14 protein-coding genes and 1 tRNA gene are annotated in these 14915 nt (G+C 58.5%); 4 read left to right on the top strand and 11 right to left on the bottom strand.

Annotated features, from left to right (window positions below; all coding sequences use genetic code 11):
- Positions 1 to 47: 47 nt before the first annotated feature.
- From MWU54_RS11780 to MWU54_RS11750, 7 genes are all read right to left on the bottom strand, one after another.
- The gene (locus MWU54_RS11780; RefSeq protein WP_247083733.1) at positions 48 to 452 is read right to left on the bottom strand and encodes a secondary thiamine-phosphate synthase enzyme YjbQ; all 405 of its coding nucleotides are present in this window, start codon (positions 450 to 452) and stop codon (positions 48 to 50) included.
- 141 nt (positions 453 to 593) lie between these two features.
- Entirely contained in the window at positions 594 to 773 is a 180-nt protein-coding gene (locus tag MWU54_RS11775) for a hypothetical protein (RefSeq protein WP_247083731.1), read from the bottom strand.
- A gap of 121 nt (positions 774 to 894) precedes the next feature.
- On the bottom strand, positions 895 to 1170 hold the full coding sequence (locus MWU54_RS11770; protein WP_247083729.1) for an HlyU family transcriptional regulator: 276 nt from the start codon (positions 1168 to 1170) through the stop codon (positions 895 to 897).
- Positions 1170 to 3155, bottom strand: coding sequence for an RNA polymerase sigma factor RpoD (gene rpoD, locus MWU54_RS11765; RefSeq protein ID WP_247083727.1), 1986 nt, complete (start codon positions 3153 to 3155; stop codon positions 1170 to 1172). Before rpoD ends, MWU54_RS11770 begins: the two co-directional genes overlap by 1 nt.
- A 112-nt stretch (positions 3156 to 3267) precedes the next feature.
- Entirely contained in the window at positions 3268 to 5214 is a 1947-nt protein-coding gene (dnaG, locus tag MWU54_RS11760; RefSeq protein WP_247083725.1) for a DNA primase, read from the bottom strand.
- 75 nt (positions 5215 to 5289) lie between these two features.
- Positions 5290 to 5598 carry a hypothetical protein gene (locus tag MWU54_RS11755; RefSeq protein WP_247083723.1) on the bottom strand — a complete coding sequence of 103 codons (309 nt, stop codon included), beginning with the start codon at positions 5596 to 5598 and terminating at the stop codon, positions 5290 to 5292.
- A gap of 71 nt (positions 5599 to 5669) precedes the next feature.
- On the bottom strand, positions 5670 to 7106 hold the full coding sequence (locus MWU54_RS11750) for a Glu/Leu/Phe/Val dehydrogenase (RefSeq protein WP_247083721.1): 1437 nt from the start codon (positions 7104 to 7106) through the stop codon (positions 5670 to 5672).
- Between the two features lie 298 nt (positions 7107 to 7404).
- On the opposite strand from MWU54_RS11750, the gene MWU54_RS11745 reads away from it, so the two are divergent.
- Genes MWU54_RS11745 through MWU54_RS11735 form a run of 3 tightly spaced genes read left to right on the top strand, consistent with a single transcriptional unit; the run spans position 7405 to position 10225 of the window.
- Entirely contained in the window at positions 7405 to 9069 is a 1665-nt protein-coding gene (locus MWU54_RS11745; RefSeq protein ID WP_247083719.1) for a Tad domain-containing protein, read from the top strand.
- A gap of 8 nt (positions 9070 to 9077) precedes the next feature.
- Complete coding sequence (locus MWU54_RS11740) at positions 9078 to 9608, top strand: TadE/TadG family type IV pilus assembly protein (RefSeq protein WP_247083717.1); 531 nt, start codon at positions 9078 to 9080, stop codon at positions 9606 to 9608.
- Complete coding sequence (locus tag MWU54_RS11735; protein ID WP_247083708.1) at positions 9605 to 10225, top strand: hypothetical protein; 621 nt, start codon at positions 9605 to 9607, stop codon at positions 10223 to 10225. Before MWU54_RS11740 ends, MWU54_RS11735 begins: the two co-directional genes overlap by 4 nt.
- Here the strand turns inward: MWU54_RS11735 and MWU54_RS11730 are convergent.
- The 4 genes from MWU54_RS11730 to MWU54_RS11715 all read right to left on the bottom strand — a co-directional run bounded on the left by MWU54_RS11730 (position 10222) and on the right by MWU54_RS11715 (position 13799).
- Entirely contained in the window at positions 10222 to 10695 is a 474-nt protein-coding gene (locus MWU54_RS11730; RefSeq protein ID WP_247083700.1) for a hypothetical protein, read from the bottom strand. The genes MWU54_RS11735 and MWU54_RS11730 overlap by 4 nt on opposite strands.
- 45 nt (positions 10696 to 10740) lie before the next feature.
- Positions 10741 to 11691 carry an NAD(P)-dependent oxidoreductase gene (locus tag MWU54_RS11725; protein WP_247083699.1) on the bottom strand — a complete coding sequence of 317 codons (951 nt, stop codon included), beginning with the start codon at positions 11689 to 11691 and terminating at the stop codon, positions 10741 to 10743.
- Between the two features lie 99 nt (positions 11692 to 11790).
- Positions 11791 to 13590, bottom strand: coding sequence for an ABC transporter transmembrane domain-containing protein (locus MWU54_RS11720; RefSeq protein WP_247083697.1), 1800 nt, complete (start codon positions 13588 to 13590; stop codon positions 11791 to 11793).
- Positions 13591 to 13725: 135 nt separating this feature from the next.
- A tRNA-Gly gene (locus MWU54_RS11715) sits at positions 13726 to 13799 on the bottom strand.
- A gap of 652 nt (positions 13800 to 14451) precedes the next feature.
- Between MWU54_RS11715 and MWU54_RS11710 the strand changes: the two genes are divergently transcribed.
- A complete protein-coding gene (locus MWU54_RS11710) occupies positions 14452 to 14913 on the top strand; it encodes a (2Fe-2S)-binding protein (protein WP_247083695.1) in 462 nt (153 codons plus the stop codon).
- The last annotated feature ends 2 nt before the right edge of the window (positions 14914 to 14915 follow it).

Here is a 14915-nt window from a genome sequence, read left to right as displayed (position 1 = left end):
GAAGTTTTGGGTAGAGGCGATTTCACACCGCAATCAGTGGTAAAAAGTCATGCCAAATGCGCAACAACCTTGCGGTGATGCGGGGCGGATCGATGTTCGAACACGTAAAGCCCCTGCCATGTCCCAAGCGCCAGACGCCCTTGTGTGACAGGAATGGACAAGGACACAGGCATCATCGCCGCCTTGATATGGGCGGGCATATCGTCGGGGCCTTCGTAGGTGTGCGTCAGGTATGACATCGCGGGGTCCGTGGTGGGCGGCACAAGTCGGTGGAAAAAGGCCTGCAAATCGGTTTGCACCTCTGGATCCGCATTTTCCTGAATCAGGAGGCTGGCAGACGTATGCTGAATGAACAACGTCAGAAGCCCGGAACCCTGAACCCATCCCGCGACGTCGCGCGTGAATTCATACAGGCCAGCGCCGTGGGTCGGGATCGTGAATGTCGTTTGCAAGATGCCGTGCTCTTTGTGACTGGGACCGGATCATGCATGTCTTACCAGCCCATGGAACGAACCGGAACAGCAGCGGAATGCGCCCTGAAGAGGACGCGCCGCCCTGTTGATCGGTGACACAGGGCGGCTTCGTGAGTGGTCTTATTGGGACTTCGGCGGCAAGAGAGAGCTGTCCGCCAGGATCAATGGCGCAGGAATGGGTTGCGTCCAGATCGTATCCACAAGGTCACCCGCGCTGATGGATGCGGTGACGTTGGGGTTCGGGTAAGCGGCCACCAGAGTTGGGGCCAGGAGAGCAAGAGCTAAGAGAGCCTGTTTCATGACGGTGTCCTTTCATGCCCAAAAGATGGGGACGAACACGCGTGATGAAAGGCGCAAACGCGCAGGGGTGATGTGCGGTGTTGTGGTGTGAGATTTTCGTGAAGATGACAGCGCGGTGCGCTTAGCGGAAAATCGTCTCGCCCTGCTGATCAATCAGCATCTTAGCCTTCGCCAAAGTTGCTTTCACCGCTTCTTCATGGCTTTGCAGAGTATCGGCGCGCGTCATCTGATGGGTTTTGACCTCGCCGTCGATCTCTTTTTCGATCCGCGCGGCAATCCGCCATGTGCCACCGTCTTTCAGCGGTTCGGCAAAAATGGTGAACCCGTCATGCACCTCGGCGGGCGTCGAGGGGGTGGACCCGCCACCCCCGCCAAAGAGTTTTTTGAGAAACGACATTATTGATCCAGGAAGCTGCGCAGCTTGCGTGAGCGGCTTGGGTGTTTCAGTTTCCGCAACGCTTTCGCTTCGATCTGGCGAATACGTTCGCGCGTCACGCTGAACTGCTGGCCAACCTCTTCAAGCGTGTGGTCGGTGTTCATCCCGATGCCAAAGCGCATCCGCAGGACACGTTCTTCGCGTGGTGTGAGCGATGACAGAACCCGCGTCGTGGTTTCCTTGAGGTTTTCTTGAATGGCGCTGTCCAAAGGCAGCACAGCATTCTTGTCCTCGATGAAATCCCCAAGCTGGCTGTCTTCCTCGTCGCCAATCGGCGTTTCGAGGCTGATCGGCTCCTTGGCGATCTTCATCACCTTGCGCACCTTCTCCAAAGGCATTTGCAGCTTTTCTGCCAATTCCTCGGGTGTCGGTTCGCGGCCGATCTCGTGCAGCATCTGGCGTCCGGTGCGGACCAGTTTGTTGATCGTTTCGATCATGTGCACCGGAATACGGATGGTACGTGCCTGATCCGCGATGGACCGGGTGATCGCCTGACGGATCCACCAAGTCGCATAGGTGCTGAACTTGTAGCCACGGCGATATTCGAACTTATCAACCGCCTTCATCAGGCCGATATTGCCTTCCTGGATAAGGTCAAGGAACTGCAGGCCGCGGTTCGTGTACTTCTTGGCAATCGAGATGACCAAACGCAGGTTGGCTTCGACCATTTCTTTCTTGGCCTGCCTCGCCTCTTTCTCACCTTTCTGAACCTGCGCCACGATGCGACGGAATTCAGAGATGTCGAGGCCTACATACTGACCCACTTGCGCCATGTCGGCGCGCAGTTCTTCGGCCTTGGGCAGCGAGCGTTCGATGAACATCTGCCAGCCGCGACCGGACTTTTCGCCCATCTCGTCCAGCCAGTTCGGGTCCAGTTCGCGCCCACGATACGCGTCAATAAACTCACGTCGGTTGATGCGGGCCTGATCGGCCAGCTTCACCATCGCGCTGTCAATCGACATGATGCGTTTGTTGATGCCGTACAGCTGGTCGATCAACGCCTCGATCCGGTTATTGTGCAGGTGCAGTTCGTTCACCAGTTCCACAATTTCCGAGCGCAGTTTCTGATAGCGGTCCTCATCCCCCTGACTGAACGACCCATCTTCGTTCAGCGTTGCCGAGATGCGGTTGTCCTGCATGCTGGACAGTTCTTCGTAGTCCTGAGCGATGCGGTCCAGCGTTTCCAGAACCCGCGGTTTCAGCGCGGTTTCCATCGCCGCAAGCGACATGTTCGCCTGTTCGTCATCGTCATCGTCATCATCTGTGGCAATCGGGTTGCCATCGGCGTCCAACTCTTGCTTGTCTTCGCTCTTCTGCTCTGACGCGGGCGCTTCGGCACCGGCGACAACCGGCGCTTCGACCTCTTCATCTTCGCCCATCTGGTTGCCGAACGTCGTCTCAAGATCAATCACGTCGCGCAGCAGGATGTCTTCGCTCAGAAGTTCCTCGCGCCAGATGGTGATCGCCTGAAACGTCAGCGGGCTTTCGCACAGCCCGGCGATCATCGTGTTGCGGCCAGCCTCGATGCGTTTCGCAATCGCGATCTCGCCTTCGCGGGACAGCAGTTCCACGCTGCCCATTTCGCGCAGGTACATCCGCACCGGATCGTCTGTCCGATCCAGCTTTTCTGCCGTGCCGGAGGCCAGAGTGACTTCGCCGGGTTTCGCGGTTTGAACAAGGTCGGTGGTGCCCTTGTCGTCCTCGTCGGCTTCCTCGTCTTCCTCGGTAACCTGGATCCCCATTTCCGAGAGCATCGACATCACGTCTTCGATCTGGTCAGAACTGACCTGATCCGGAGGCAGCACCTCGTTCAGCTGATCGTATGTGATGTAGCCACGTTCTCGCGCATCGGCGATCATCTTCTTAACGGCGGCTTGGCTCATGTCGAGGCTGACATCTTCCTCGCGGTCTTCGGTCTTGGCGTCGTCGTTATCTTTGGCGGCCATGGATGCTCCTGTCGAGGCGGGGCGATTCGATTGACCCGAATCATTAGCGCGAAATAGCGATTCGCACACCCGTTTACCTTTATTCGTTTACGCGTTCCTTAGCAAAACGATGCTAGCTTCGTGGTTTGTCGAAACGAATGGTTTCCATCAATGCAGCAAAGGCGCTGCGTTCTTCCCGGCTGATTGCGGCCCCGTTGGGACCTGTATCGTATTCTGTCTTGTCCTCGGCCTGCGCGCGTTGCGCGGATTGGCGGGCTTTGGCGGCCTGGCTTAACCGCCACGTTACTGTTTCATCTGCCGGACCGTTCAAATCCTCTGAGGCTTCGGCAATTTCTGCGTACAGCCCGGATTGGGCCTCTAGTTTGGCAAGTTCTTCGGCAATCGTCAGGCGCGCAAGCTCGCGGTCTCCGGGGTTGCGCACGCAGGGCGTTATGGCGACATGGCGAGACCGGCACAGTTTTTCAAGGGCATCCCCGCCCAAAGCCGCGTTCGCGGCCGCAGGGATCGCATCTGCCGGGTGGTCGGCGTGTTGCAAAAGACACGATCTGAGAACCGCGTGATCCGGATCAATGCACGGCATCATCTCAAGCTGGCTCTCAAATTCGCCAATCAGGTCCGGCGTCGTGATCAGGGCCGCAAGGATCACCGCTTCGCGCAAGCGGTTTTCCACGTCCTCTCCTCCGGACACGAGAAGTGACGACCGGGTGCCCTCGGCCGGGGCTTGCGGGAACCGGTTCTGGGCACGACGATACGGGCTATCGTTTGACGGGCCACGTCCGCGAAACAAATCCCAGCGCAGGCGTTTGATCTCTTCACCGTAATGGCTTCGCAAGGAAGGATCCTGAATGGTGCGGATCCGTTCGCGCAGCGTCTTGTCCAACGCCGCTTTGCGTTCCGGGCTGTCAAACACGCGGCCTTCGGTTTCGCGCCGCCAAAGAAGCTGCACCATCGGCTGGGCCGCCTCGATCAACGTCTTCATGGCCTCGCGCCCGTCAGACCGGATCAGATCATCCGGATCTTTGCCTTCGGGCAAAAGAACAAAACGCAGGGACTTGCCCGCCTCAAGCAGTGGAAGTGCCGTATCAATCACCCGGTACGCCGCCTGCAACCCGGCCTTGTCGCCATCCAGCGCCATGATCGGTTCATCGGTGATCCGCCAGAGCATCTGCAATTGGGTGTCCGTGACCGCCGTGCCAAGTGGCGCGACAGACGCATCGAACCCGCCAGTGGCAAGCGCGATCACGTCCATATACCCCTCGGCCACGATCAGCGGCTGGCCCTTGCCTGCTGCCTCGCGCGCGGGGCCCTGATTATAAAGTGTGCGGCTTTTGTCAAAAAGCGGTGTCTCGGGACTGTTCAGGTACTTGGCGTTGTCATCCGGATCCATCGCCCGTCCGCCAAGGGCAATTGGACGCCCCCGCGCATCGTTGATCGGGAACATGATGCGATTGCGGAACGTGTCATAGGGCTTGCCGCCCTTCTGCGACGGCTTGGCCAGCCCGGCCTCGATGATGTGGTCGGCGGAAACGCCCTGCCCTGTCAGGTGATCCCAAAGGTTTTGCCAGCCTGCAGGCGCGAAGCCGATGCCAAACCTGTCTTGGGTGGCCTCGTCCAGCCCCCGACGTTGCAGGTAATCGCGTGCGGCAGACCCGGCACCGCTGCGCAGTTGCATGCGGAAATAACGGACCGCGTGTTCCATCACCTCGATCAGCTTGGCGCGGTGATCGGTTTTTTCCTGCGCGCGCGGGTCCTTTGCTGGCATGGGCATGCCAGCCTCACCCGCCAGAATTTCAATCGCTTCCATGAAGGCGACATTTTCCGTTTCCCGAACAAAGGAGATCGCGTCGCCTTTGGCGTGACAGCCAAAACAATAGTAATAGCCTTTGCGGTCGTCGACGTGAAAACTGGCCGTCTTTTCCTGATGGAACGGGCACGGAGCCCACATATCACCCTTGGCCTGATTTGATTTGCGCGTGTCCCACAGGACTTTGCGACCAACCACCTGTGTCAGGCTGGTGCGCGTGCGCAATTCATCTAGAAATCCGGGTGGAAGGCTCATCCCAAGAATATCGGGTTTGCGAGGTCGAGAGTCCAGTGCGCGTCGGCTCTGTGTGCTTGCGAAACGGCAGATCGACTATTGAGCGAGGCAGGCCTGATAGAGCGCGTTGCTGACCTCTGGTGTCATTTGGTCTTCGGGCAGGCTGTAAATCCACTCGACCAACGCCGGTACGGCAACTTCGTAGTTCTTGGCGTCATCGGGCAAGGCGCGGACGACCCGTCGCTCTGCCCGACGCGAGTTCGCGCCGTTCTTGCGTTCGGACATGATATTCGTCGCGATCTGCCCCTGCTTGCGGCATTCGGCCACTTTGCCAGGGTCCTGGGCGAAGGACGGTAAGGAGAGCGACAGTGTGACCGCGGCAGCGGCAAACGTAAGGCGGATCATGGCAGGGTCTCGGTCCGGTTGGCTGCGATAGGTCGTCCCGTTTTACCGCAGCCCAAACCGGTTGTCACCAATCAGAGACCCTTGGCGCGGTAGCTTGCCGCGACTTTTTCAATCGAGACAAGATAAGCGGCGGTCCGCAGATCAGTCACGTCCTCGCGGCCGTGCCACACTTCGCGCATGGCCTGGTAGGCAATCCGCATTGTGTCATCGAGACCAGAGCGCACCAGTTCCAATTCGTCGGCACCGCGCAGATACTTGGATTTGAAATCCGGCGTCATCGACCATTTATCACCCAGATGGTCGCTTAACCGTTCCAGTTCACTGACAATCAATTCGTGCCGCGCCTCTTCCTGGCGGCGCTGCATGCGGCCAAAGCGGATATGGCTGAGATTCTTGACCCATTCGAAATAGGACACCGTCACACCCCCCGCATTGGCGTACATGTCGGGGATGATCACCGTACCCTTTGCGCGCAGAACATCGTCCGCCCCGGCCGTGATCGGGCCATTTGCGGCCTCGATGATCAGGGGGGCTTGAATCCGCTTGGCATTGCCAAGATTGATCACGCCCTCCAGCGCGGCCGGGATCAGGATATCGCAGTCGCATTCCAGCACGGTCGCACCTTCGGCGGTGTGTGCTGCATCCGGGAACCCGCTGACACCGCCGTGTTTGACGATCCATTCACGCACGGCATCAACACTCAGCCCACTCTCGTTGAACAGGGCGCCGTCATGTTCGATGATGCCGATGATCTTGCAGCCATCCTCGTCCCGCAGGAATTTCGCGGCGTGATAGCCCACGTTGCCAAGGCCCTGCACCACTACGCGCTTGCCGTCGAGCTTGCCCGACAGGCCAGCCGCCTTGATGTCTTCGGGATTGCGGAAAAATTCGCGCAAGGCGTATTGAACCCCGCGCCCGGTTGCTTCGACCCGCCCCGAGATGCCGCCATTGTTCAGCGGTTTGCCTGTTACACAGGCCCGTGCGTTGATGTCCGTGGTGTTCATTCGCGCGTATTGATCCGCGATCCACGCCATTTCACGTTCCCCCGTGCCCATGTCCGGGGCGGGTACGTTCTGCGCGGGATGAATCATGTCGCGCTTGGCAAGTTCGTAGGCAAAGCGGCGGGTGATCAGTTCCATTTCGTGATCATCATATTCACGAGGGTCGATGCAAAGCCCACCTTTGGAGCCGCCGAACGGGGCTTCGACCAAGGCGCATTTATACGTCATCAGGGCGGCAAGCGCCTCAACCTCGTCCTGGTGTACGGATGGCGCAAACCGGATGCCGCCCTTGACCGGCTCCATATGTTCGGAATGCACAGACCGGTATCCGGTGAAGGTTTTGATCTGCCCGCGCAGCCGCACACCGAAGCGGACAGTATAGGTTGCGTTGCAGACGCGAATTTTTTCTTCAAGGCCGGGCGGCAGGTCCATCAGCGCAACGGCGCGATTGAACATGAGGTCGACGGATTCTCGAAATGTGGGTTCGTTCGCTGGTATGCCGTTCATAGGTCCCTCCCGGATCGTGCAAGCGTTCGCCTGTCATTATCGTGCAGCCTATGACAGCTTGGTTAACTTTGCATGCTTTTTGATTGCGCCCCGACGACCCGTATTTCCCAGTTTTAAAGCGTATTGTTGCGAAACAGGCTTCAATACAGGTCAGAACACCGGAATTATTCTGCGATTTCAATACACTCCACATTTATTCCACATTTGACGCCGCAATCTTGCCGCCTTCTGCCTTCACTTCTCCCAATAGTTAAGTGGGGTGTAAGTCCGTCCTGAAGGGGCGGGAAAGAGGTAACTAATGATCGGATTAAGCAACCTTCTGCCAAGGCTGCCGGTCGGGAAACGGAAGAAATCTGCGTTGCGGTCGTCAGTGGCCGGAACTTTGAGCCGCTTCACCCGGGAAACCGATGGCAATATGTCGATCCTCGCATTAAGCGGGTCGATGGTAATGCTGGTATTTGGCGGCGTCGGGATCGACATGATCTATTCCGAGGTGCAACGTACCAAGCTTCAAAACACCCTGGATCGCGCGGTGCTTGCTGCGGCCAACCTGGATCAGGAACTGGATCCCGAGCTGGTCGTCCACGAGTATTTTGCCGCCATGAACATGGAAGACGCGCTATCAAGCGTCACCGTGGATCAGGGGCTCAGCCACCGCATCGTGAACGCCCAGGCGGAACGCGACGTTGGTGCGAACTTCCTGCAGATGCTCGGCGTCGATGTGCTTCACACCGAAGGCGAAGCGACGGCGGAAGAGCGGATCGCGAATGTCGAAATCTCCATGGTTCTCGACATCTCGGGTTCGATGGGCAGCAATAACAAGATCGGAAACCTGCGGAACGCGGCGACCGACTTTGTTGAAACCGTGATCAAGGAAGATGATTCCGGTCTGACCACGATCAACGTCGTACCGTACAACGCGACTGTGAACCTCGGCTCAACCGTGGCGAGCTACTACGACCTCGAAGATTCGCATGATTATTCGAACTGTGGCGTTTTCCCGAGCGGTGCATTCAACACCACGACGTTGGACCCGACACAGGAAATCGGACGCCTCGCACATTTTGACCCATGGTCGACCAGCACCAGCAACACACCGAACCACCGGTCCTGGTGTGCGGATGACGATTATGGTGCGATCATGGTGCACAGTTCCGACGAGACAGCACTGACAACACACATCGCCTCGCTTGGCGCTGGTGGCAACACCGCGATCGATCTGGGCATGAAATGGGGTGTTGCGCTTCTTGATCCATCTGCACGGCCAGTCGTCAGCAGCATGATTTCTGACGGCTTGATCGTCGGCGAAGCATCCGGGCGTCCGGCAGCCTATACTGCAGAAGACGCGATCAAGATCGCCGTGGTCATGACAGATGGCATGAACACCACGCAGTATGACCTGAAAAATCAATTCAAATACGGCATGTCTGATCTCTGGATTGACGACCGTGGTGACAACAATCCCGGCAACGACCGTTTCTCGCTGCAGGTCCGCGACTGGAGCGGCAGCAGCAACGATGTCTGGTACTGGGAGCGCTATCGCAACGATGGTTGGAGTTCCCGCTATCGTGGCAATCCGGATGGCGGCGGCAACGCCCGTCAGATGACCAATGCCGAAGTGTTCGCACGCTGGGGTACACGCGGATATGCGCGGAAATTCTACCGCAAGCCGTACGAGGACAACTGGTTCAGCTACAACACCTACCGCAACGTCTACTATGCTTACGAAGCGACGGTTGGTGGCAACTCTGCTGACGCACGGCTGTCTACAATCTGCCAAGCCGCCCGTGACCAGGACATTACGATCTTTGCCATTGGCTTCGAAGCGCCAACCCGTGGACAAGATGCCATGCGTGACTGTGCGTCGTCTCCCGCCCACTACTTTGCGGTGGATGGTCTCGAGATCAGCGATGCGTTCCAACAGATTGCGCGTACCATTAACCAGTTGAGGCTGACCCAATGACCCGTTTTATGAAATCCAAATTGCGCGCCTTCCTGCGCGATGAGAAGGGCGCGGTGCACACCATCGAGTTTGTCCTCTGGGTCCCTCTCTTCCTCATCCTGATCATTGCGACCATCGAGATGGGTGCCATGACCATGCGACACACACAGTTGGAGCGTTCGCTCGACTCAACCGTGCGGGCCGTTCGTCTGGGCACTGGCGAAGAACTGACGCACGGCGCTCTGAAGACGGCCATCTGCGAAGGCGCGCCACTTCTTGCGGACTGTGAACAGACCCTGCAACTGGAAATGGTCCCGCTCGATCTTCGTGCATGGTCCAGTCCTCCCGCGAACGCGGATTGCGTGGACACCGCGCGTGCCGTGAACCCGCTGCGCCAGTTCGAAGCTGGTCAGGACAATGAGCTGATGTACCTGCGTGCATGCTACAAGTACCGCCCGATTGCGCCAACGGGCATGCTCGCCGGATCGTTCTACACCGACGATGAAGGTCTCACGAAGATCGTTTCCTTCTCGGCCTTTGTACAGGAGCCATCGACATGATTACCCGTCTGATGAAAACCTCGTTGCGCCGGTTTGCGCGCAACACGGAAGGCAGCACCAGCGTTGAAGCGGTCATTGTCTTCCCTGCCCTGGCAGTCATTTTCGCGGCATCGTGGGTTTACTTTGACGTGATGCGCCAACAAAGCATCAGCATCAAAGCGAACTATACAATCGGCGACATCATCTCTCGGGAAACCGAGATGCTGGACGACGCGTATATTTCGAACGCCCGCAACCTTTTGTTCTATCTGACAAAGTCCAACGGTGCGGATGTCGACCTGCGCGTGACGGTGATCCAGTATGACGATACCAGCAGCGTGCATAACGTCATTTGGTCGGAAAGCCGTGGAGACTGGTCTGCTCTGACGAATGCGAACCTGAACCTGTATGCGGATCGCATGCCGGCGATGGCGGATGCTGACCAGCTTATCCTTGTGGAAACTCGGGATGCCTATGCGCCAACCTTCGACGTTGCCGGAATCGGCCCCTTCGATATCGAGACCTATTCCTTCACCCGCCCCCGCTTTGCATCGCAGGTGATCTTTGAAGGTGTCAACGACGGGTCGAACTTCAACGGCGTCCAAGGCCCTGAAGAAACGCCCGAGGCACCGTCCTAAGTGTCTTTGGCAATCATCACCGCGATGATATCGGCCATTGGGCGGGTCTGACCACCCGGCGTGACCCCGCCCACCGCAACACGGCGACCAAATCGCCACCACAAACCCGGCTGCCACGCCCGTGGCGCCGGGCTTTTCAATTTGAGCATGAACCCATTCGACGGCTTGACCGCCAGCATGCCACGGTTGACCGACACGATTTCGGAAACCTCGGTCAGTACGGTGCCATCGCTGTCGACCAATTGGGTTTCGGTCAGATACAGCTTTCGCGTCGTCGCCGCCTGAAGACGCTGCGCGAACCACAGCGACAGCACGCCCAGAACAATCAGAAAGACCTGCCAGGCCAGAATCTGGGGCGGTTGCGCAATCGCGACATAGATCAGCAGCCCGCCCAAGACCGACAACATGCCAATCCCCAGCCAACGGCGCGGCCCGGTTGGATCTACAACTGCAATGATATCGTCGCTCATGGCCCACTCCCACCGTGTCGGCCCGCGCATAGCCTATTCGTTATCTCATGGCGAGACGTGTCGCACGATCTCGTGACCCCGTTCCTCGGGCTCGTCATCCACCAGTTCCTGCGGAAATCCCGGCGCGCGGATCGTCAGGCCGGTGGCGTCTTCCAACCGTTCAATCAACCGGTCCGATTGGGCCCGGTCGCCATACCGAGTCTGCCCGTCCTTGACGATGTCAATCAGCTTTGGCGAGATCTCCAGCGGGACGCCTTTGGCATCTGCCAGATCTTGAAACAGGCCAATGTCCTTGAGAACAAGGTCCAGTGTGAAATCAACGTCACGCGATCCGGACAAGATCAATTGGCTTTCCGTTTCGTGTACAAAAGACGTCCCCGAAGACGCCTTGATTGCCTCATAGGTGGTGGCAAGATCGATCCCGTGCGCAGCCATCGTCGTCATCGCTTCGCAGAGCGACGCCAGATGGACCGTGGCAAGGTAGTTGGTCATCACTTTCAGAACGCTCGCAGAGCCCACGTCACCGGTATGCAGCACACGCCGCCCCATCACGGTCAGCAGTGGCAATACGGTTTCAAAGGTGTCCCGGTCACAACCGGCAAAGATCGAGATGTTCCCGGTTGCGGCGCGGTGGCATCCCCCGGAGACGGGACAATCCGCAGCGCGTCCTCCCTTGGCAACCACCGCCTGTGCCTGGGCTTTGATGGCTTCGGGGTCGGTCGTGGACATTTCGATCCAGATTTTGCCGGGTCTGATTTCGGGCAGCAGCAGATCAAGAACACTCTGGGATGCTGCGGGACTGGGCAGACTTGTGATGACAACGTCGCAGGCGCGCATGATCTGTGACGGTCCCTGCCCCGCCGTTGCGCCTTGGTCCGTCAACAGTGACAGCCGCGCGGGATCAAGATCATAGACCGTCAGATCGACGCCGTTTCGGGCCAGCGTACCTGCCAGCTTGGCCCCCACCGCACCCAGACCAATAAAACCCACCTTCATCGCCGTCTCCTGCTATTTGACACAGGGTCAAGGTGCAGCAAGGACGATTGGCCTGTCAGGGCCAAAACCGACACTTGGACGGGCGGTTTGATCCGGTTTCTATTCGGCCGCCATGCCATCGGTGAATTGCAGCCGCGCGAGGCGTGCGTAAAGGCCGTCTTCGGACACCAACGCATCATGGGCACCGGTCGCAACGATGCGGCCCTGATCCATGACAACAATGCGGTCCGCTTTCTTCACGGTCGCAAGGCGGTGCGCGACGATCACGGTTGTCCGTCCCTCGGACAGTTCATCGACGGCGCGTTGCACCGCGCGTTCGCTTTCCGCATCCAAGGCACTGGTCGCCTCGTCCAGCAAGAGGATCGGCGCATCCCGCAGGATGGCGCGCGCAATCGCGATGCGCTGCTTTTGCCCGCCCGACAACATGACGCCCCGTTCGCCCAGATAGCTGTCATACCCGTCCGGCAGGTCCGAGATGAACTGATGCGCAGCCGCCGCCTTGGCCGCGGCTTCGATCTCGGCATCGGTTGCGTCGGGTCGGCCAAACCGAATGTTCTCGCGGGCCGAGGCTGCGAAGATCACGGGATCCTGCGGCACGAGCGCGATATGCTTACGGAAGGAATCCCGGTTGAGACTGTCAATGCGGGTTCCGTCGATGCAGACAGCACCTGAGGACGGGTCATAAAACCGCTGGATCAACTGGATGATCGTTGTCTTGCCCGCGCCGCTTGGCCCGACCACGGCAACGGTTTCGCCCGGTGAAATGGTCAGCGACACCCCGTCCAAAGCCGCCACGTCCGGACGACTTGGATAGGTAAAATGCACATCGTCAAAGGTTATCTCACCGCGCACCGGTTCTTGCAGAACCACCGCCAGCTCGGGATCAGTGACCGTGTCTTCGGCGTGCAGCAGTTCAACCAGCCGCTCGGTCGCGCCTGCGGCACGCTGCAATTCTCCGAAGATCTCTGAAAGTGCAGCAACCCCGCCCGCGACCATGACCGCGTAGATGACAAACTGCACCAGAGCGCCAACGCTCATATCGCCGTTTCGAACGTCAGTTGCGCCGATCCAGAGAACGCCAACAATGCCCGTGAACACGAGGAAGATCACGATTGCCGTCATCTGCGCCCGCGTCCAGATCCGACGCCGCGCGGCATCAAAGCTTTTCTCCGTTACGTCTGCGAACGCTGCCCGCGAGATATCTTCGTGGGTAAAGGCCTGCACTGTCTGAACCGACAGCAAGGCTTCGGACGCATTGCCCGATGACGCCGCGATCCAGTCCTGATTTTCCCGGCTCAGCTTGCGCATCTTGCGCCCCAGGAACAGGATCGGCACCACAACCCCCGGCACGATCAGCAACACCATCGCGGTCAGCTTGGCTGATGTAATCAGCATCAGGACCAAACCGCCAAAGAAAATCAAAACGTTGCGCAACGCGATCGAGATGGACGATCCAATGACACTCAGGATCAGGGTGGTATCGGTCGTAATGCGGCTGAGAACCTCGCCTGTCATCACATTTTCATAGAAGGTCGGGCTCAGCCCGATCACACGTGCAAACACCGCTTTGCGGATATCTGCGACCACCCGTTCACCCAGCCGGGTCACCAGCGCATAGCGCAGCGCCGTTCCCACCGCCAGCAACGCGGCAATCCCCAAAGCAGCCGAGAAATAGAGGTCAAGAAGCGCGCCATCTTGCGTGTCGAAGTTGTCAACAACCCGCCGAACCGCCATCGGCAGAATCAGCGATACCGCAGCTGTCAACGACAGCGCCAGAAGCGCCGCGACCATGAGCAAGCGATAGGGCTGCACAAAGGGCCAGAGCGCGGCGAGCGATCCGATTTTTTTGGATTTCGCCCGTTCTTCATTCTTCGTCGGAGCGACTTGCGTGTCGGCCATTTCATACCCGTAAATTGATTGGCACTCGTTAAACCGTGGCCCGACCCCGAGGGTCAAGTCGAACCCAGCGCAAAGGCCGATTTGCCGCGCCGTGCGGGGGCATCATGTGATGTGCAAGAAAAAGGAAATTTGGCTTGGAGCGGGCGGCGGGAATCGAACCCGCGTCATTAGCTTGGAAGGCTAAGGTCTTACCACTACACAACGCCCGCTCAGCGAGATACGACCTATGACATGGCTCATCCGAGGTCAAGCATCTGCTGCGGCGGATTTTGAGATATTGGAACAGCCATCATCCCGTCGGCACATCGCACCGCTACGCCTTGTGGTTAGAGAGGAAAGCGTGTTGCATTTCGGTCAGGACCCACTGATTTCTGCATCGGGGCATGGTTCAGGGTTCGAACACGCGCGGTGAACCGGTCTGATCTATGTGACTGACGACGCGCAGATGACCCGGGTTTGTCAAACCATGTTTCGGATAAGACACGATCTCTGCCCCCATGATGCGGGACAAAAAGACATCGCCGGATGCGTAATAGCTGTCGGATTTACCCGGAACCCGCCCTTCCAACTAGACGATTGCGCGCATCCCCCGTGACCGCGCGACGGACGCGGCCAAGCGTGCAAAGTTCGATTGCACCACACCGGTGATCAGGATCGTGTCCGCGCCTTGGCGCAGGGCCTATTCCATTCGGATCACACAGAGATGGGTGTTTATCGTCACGTCAGTCTATACACGGCCGTCTTCGAATCTAGACTATGTCTTGGACTGGTCGGGGCTGGCCTTGGTGTGTCAAGGTTGCTCACAGTGGTCACCACTTGGCCTTGTCGTCAATTGCCCCTCGAAACAGGCATGGAACGCAGATGAAACTTACCGTCAACGGAACCGAGCACGACGTGGATGTCGAAGACGATATGCCCCTGCTGTGGGTGCTTCGGGATGAGCTGAACCTCAAAGGCACCAAGTACGGATGTGGTGTCGCGCAATGCGGTGCGTGCACGGTCCATCTGGACGGTCAGGCCGTCCGCAGTTGTCAGGTTGCAGCGATTGACGCGTCCGGCGCCCGGATCACGACCATCGAAGGCTTGGCACAGCAAGATGCGATGCAGGCCGTGCAAGAAGCGTGGATCGAACATCAGGTTGCGCAATGCGGCTATTGCCAGTCCGGCCAGATCATGCAGGCGGCGTCCTTGCTGGCCGAACGCCAAGACCCGTCCGATGACGACATTGACAACGCGATGGGCGGCAACCTGTGCCGTTGTGGCACGTATCCCCGGATCCGGGCGGCCATTCATACCGCCGCGCAGAAATTGCAGGGGACCTGACC

This window comes from Marivita sp. S6314, assembly GCF_023015985.1.
In the GTDB taxonomy this organism is placed as follows: domain Bacteria; phylum Pseudomonadota; class Alphaproteobacteria; order Rhodobacterales; family Rhodobacteraceae; genus Marivita.
Note: the sequence above shows the minus strand (reverse complement) of the source record. Positions and strands in the feature narration are given on the sequence as shown.

Coding starts and splice junctions, on each gene's coding strand:
- MWU54_RS11775 (WP_247083731.1), bottom strand. CDS start 773: ATGAAACAGGCTCTCTTAGCTCTTGCTCTCCTGGCCCCAACTCTGGTG.
- MWU54_RS11770 (WP_247083729.1), bottom strand. CDS start 1,170: ATGTCGTTTCTCAAAAAACTCTTTGGCGGGGGTGGCGGGTCCACCCCC.
- rpoD (WP_247083727.1), bottom strand. CDS start 3,155: ATGGCCGCCAAAGATAACGACGACGCCAAGACCGAAGACCGCGAGGAA.
- dnaG (WP_247083725.1), bottom strand. CDS start 5,214: ATGAGCCTTCCACCCGGATTTCTAGATGAATTGCGCACGCGCACCAGC.
- MWU54_RS11755 (WP_247083723.1), bottom strand. CDS start 5,598: ATGATCCGCCTTACGTTTGCCGCTGCCGCGGTCACACTGTCGCTCTCC.
- MWU54_RS11750 (WP_247083721.1), bottom strand. CDS start 7,106: ATGAACGGCATACCAGCGAACGAACCCACATTTCGAGAATCCGTCGAC.
- MWU54_RS11745 (WP_247083719.1), top strand. CDS start 7,405: ATGATCGGATTAAGCAACCTTCTGCCAAGGCTGCCGGTCGGGAAACGG.
- MWU54_RS11740 (WP_247083717.1), top strand. CDS start 9,078: ATGAAATCCAAATTGCGCGCCTTCCTGCGCGATGAGAAGGGCGCGGTG.
- MWU54_RS11735 (WP_247083708.1), top strand. CDS start 9,605: ATGATTACCCGTCTGATGAAAACCTCGTTGCGCCGGTTTGCGCGCAAC.
- MWU54_RS11730 (WP_247083700.1), bottom strand. CDS start 10,695: ATGAGCGACGATATCATTGCAGTTGTAGATCCAACCGGGCCGCGCCGT.
- MWU54_RS11725 (WP_247083699.1), bottom strand. CDS start 11,691: ATGAAGGTGGGTTTTATTGGTCTGGGTGCGGTGGGGGCCAAGCTGGCA.
- MWU54_RS11720 (WP_247083697.1), bottom strand. CDS start 13,590: ATGGCCGACACGCAAGTCGCTCCGACGAAGAATGAAGAACGGGCGAAA.
- MWU54_RS11710 (WP_247083695.1), top strand. CDS start 14,452: ATGAAACTTACCGTCAACGGAACCGAGCACGACGTGGATGTCGAAGAC.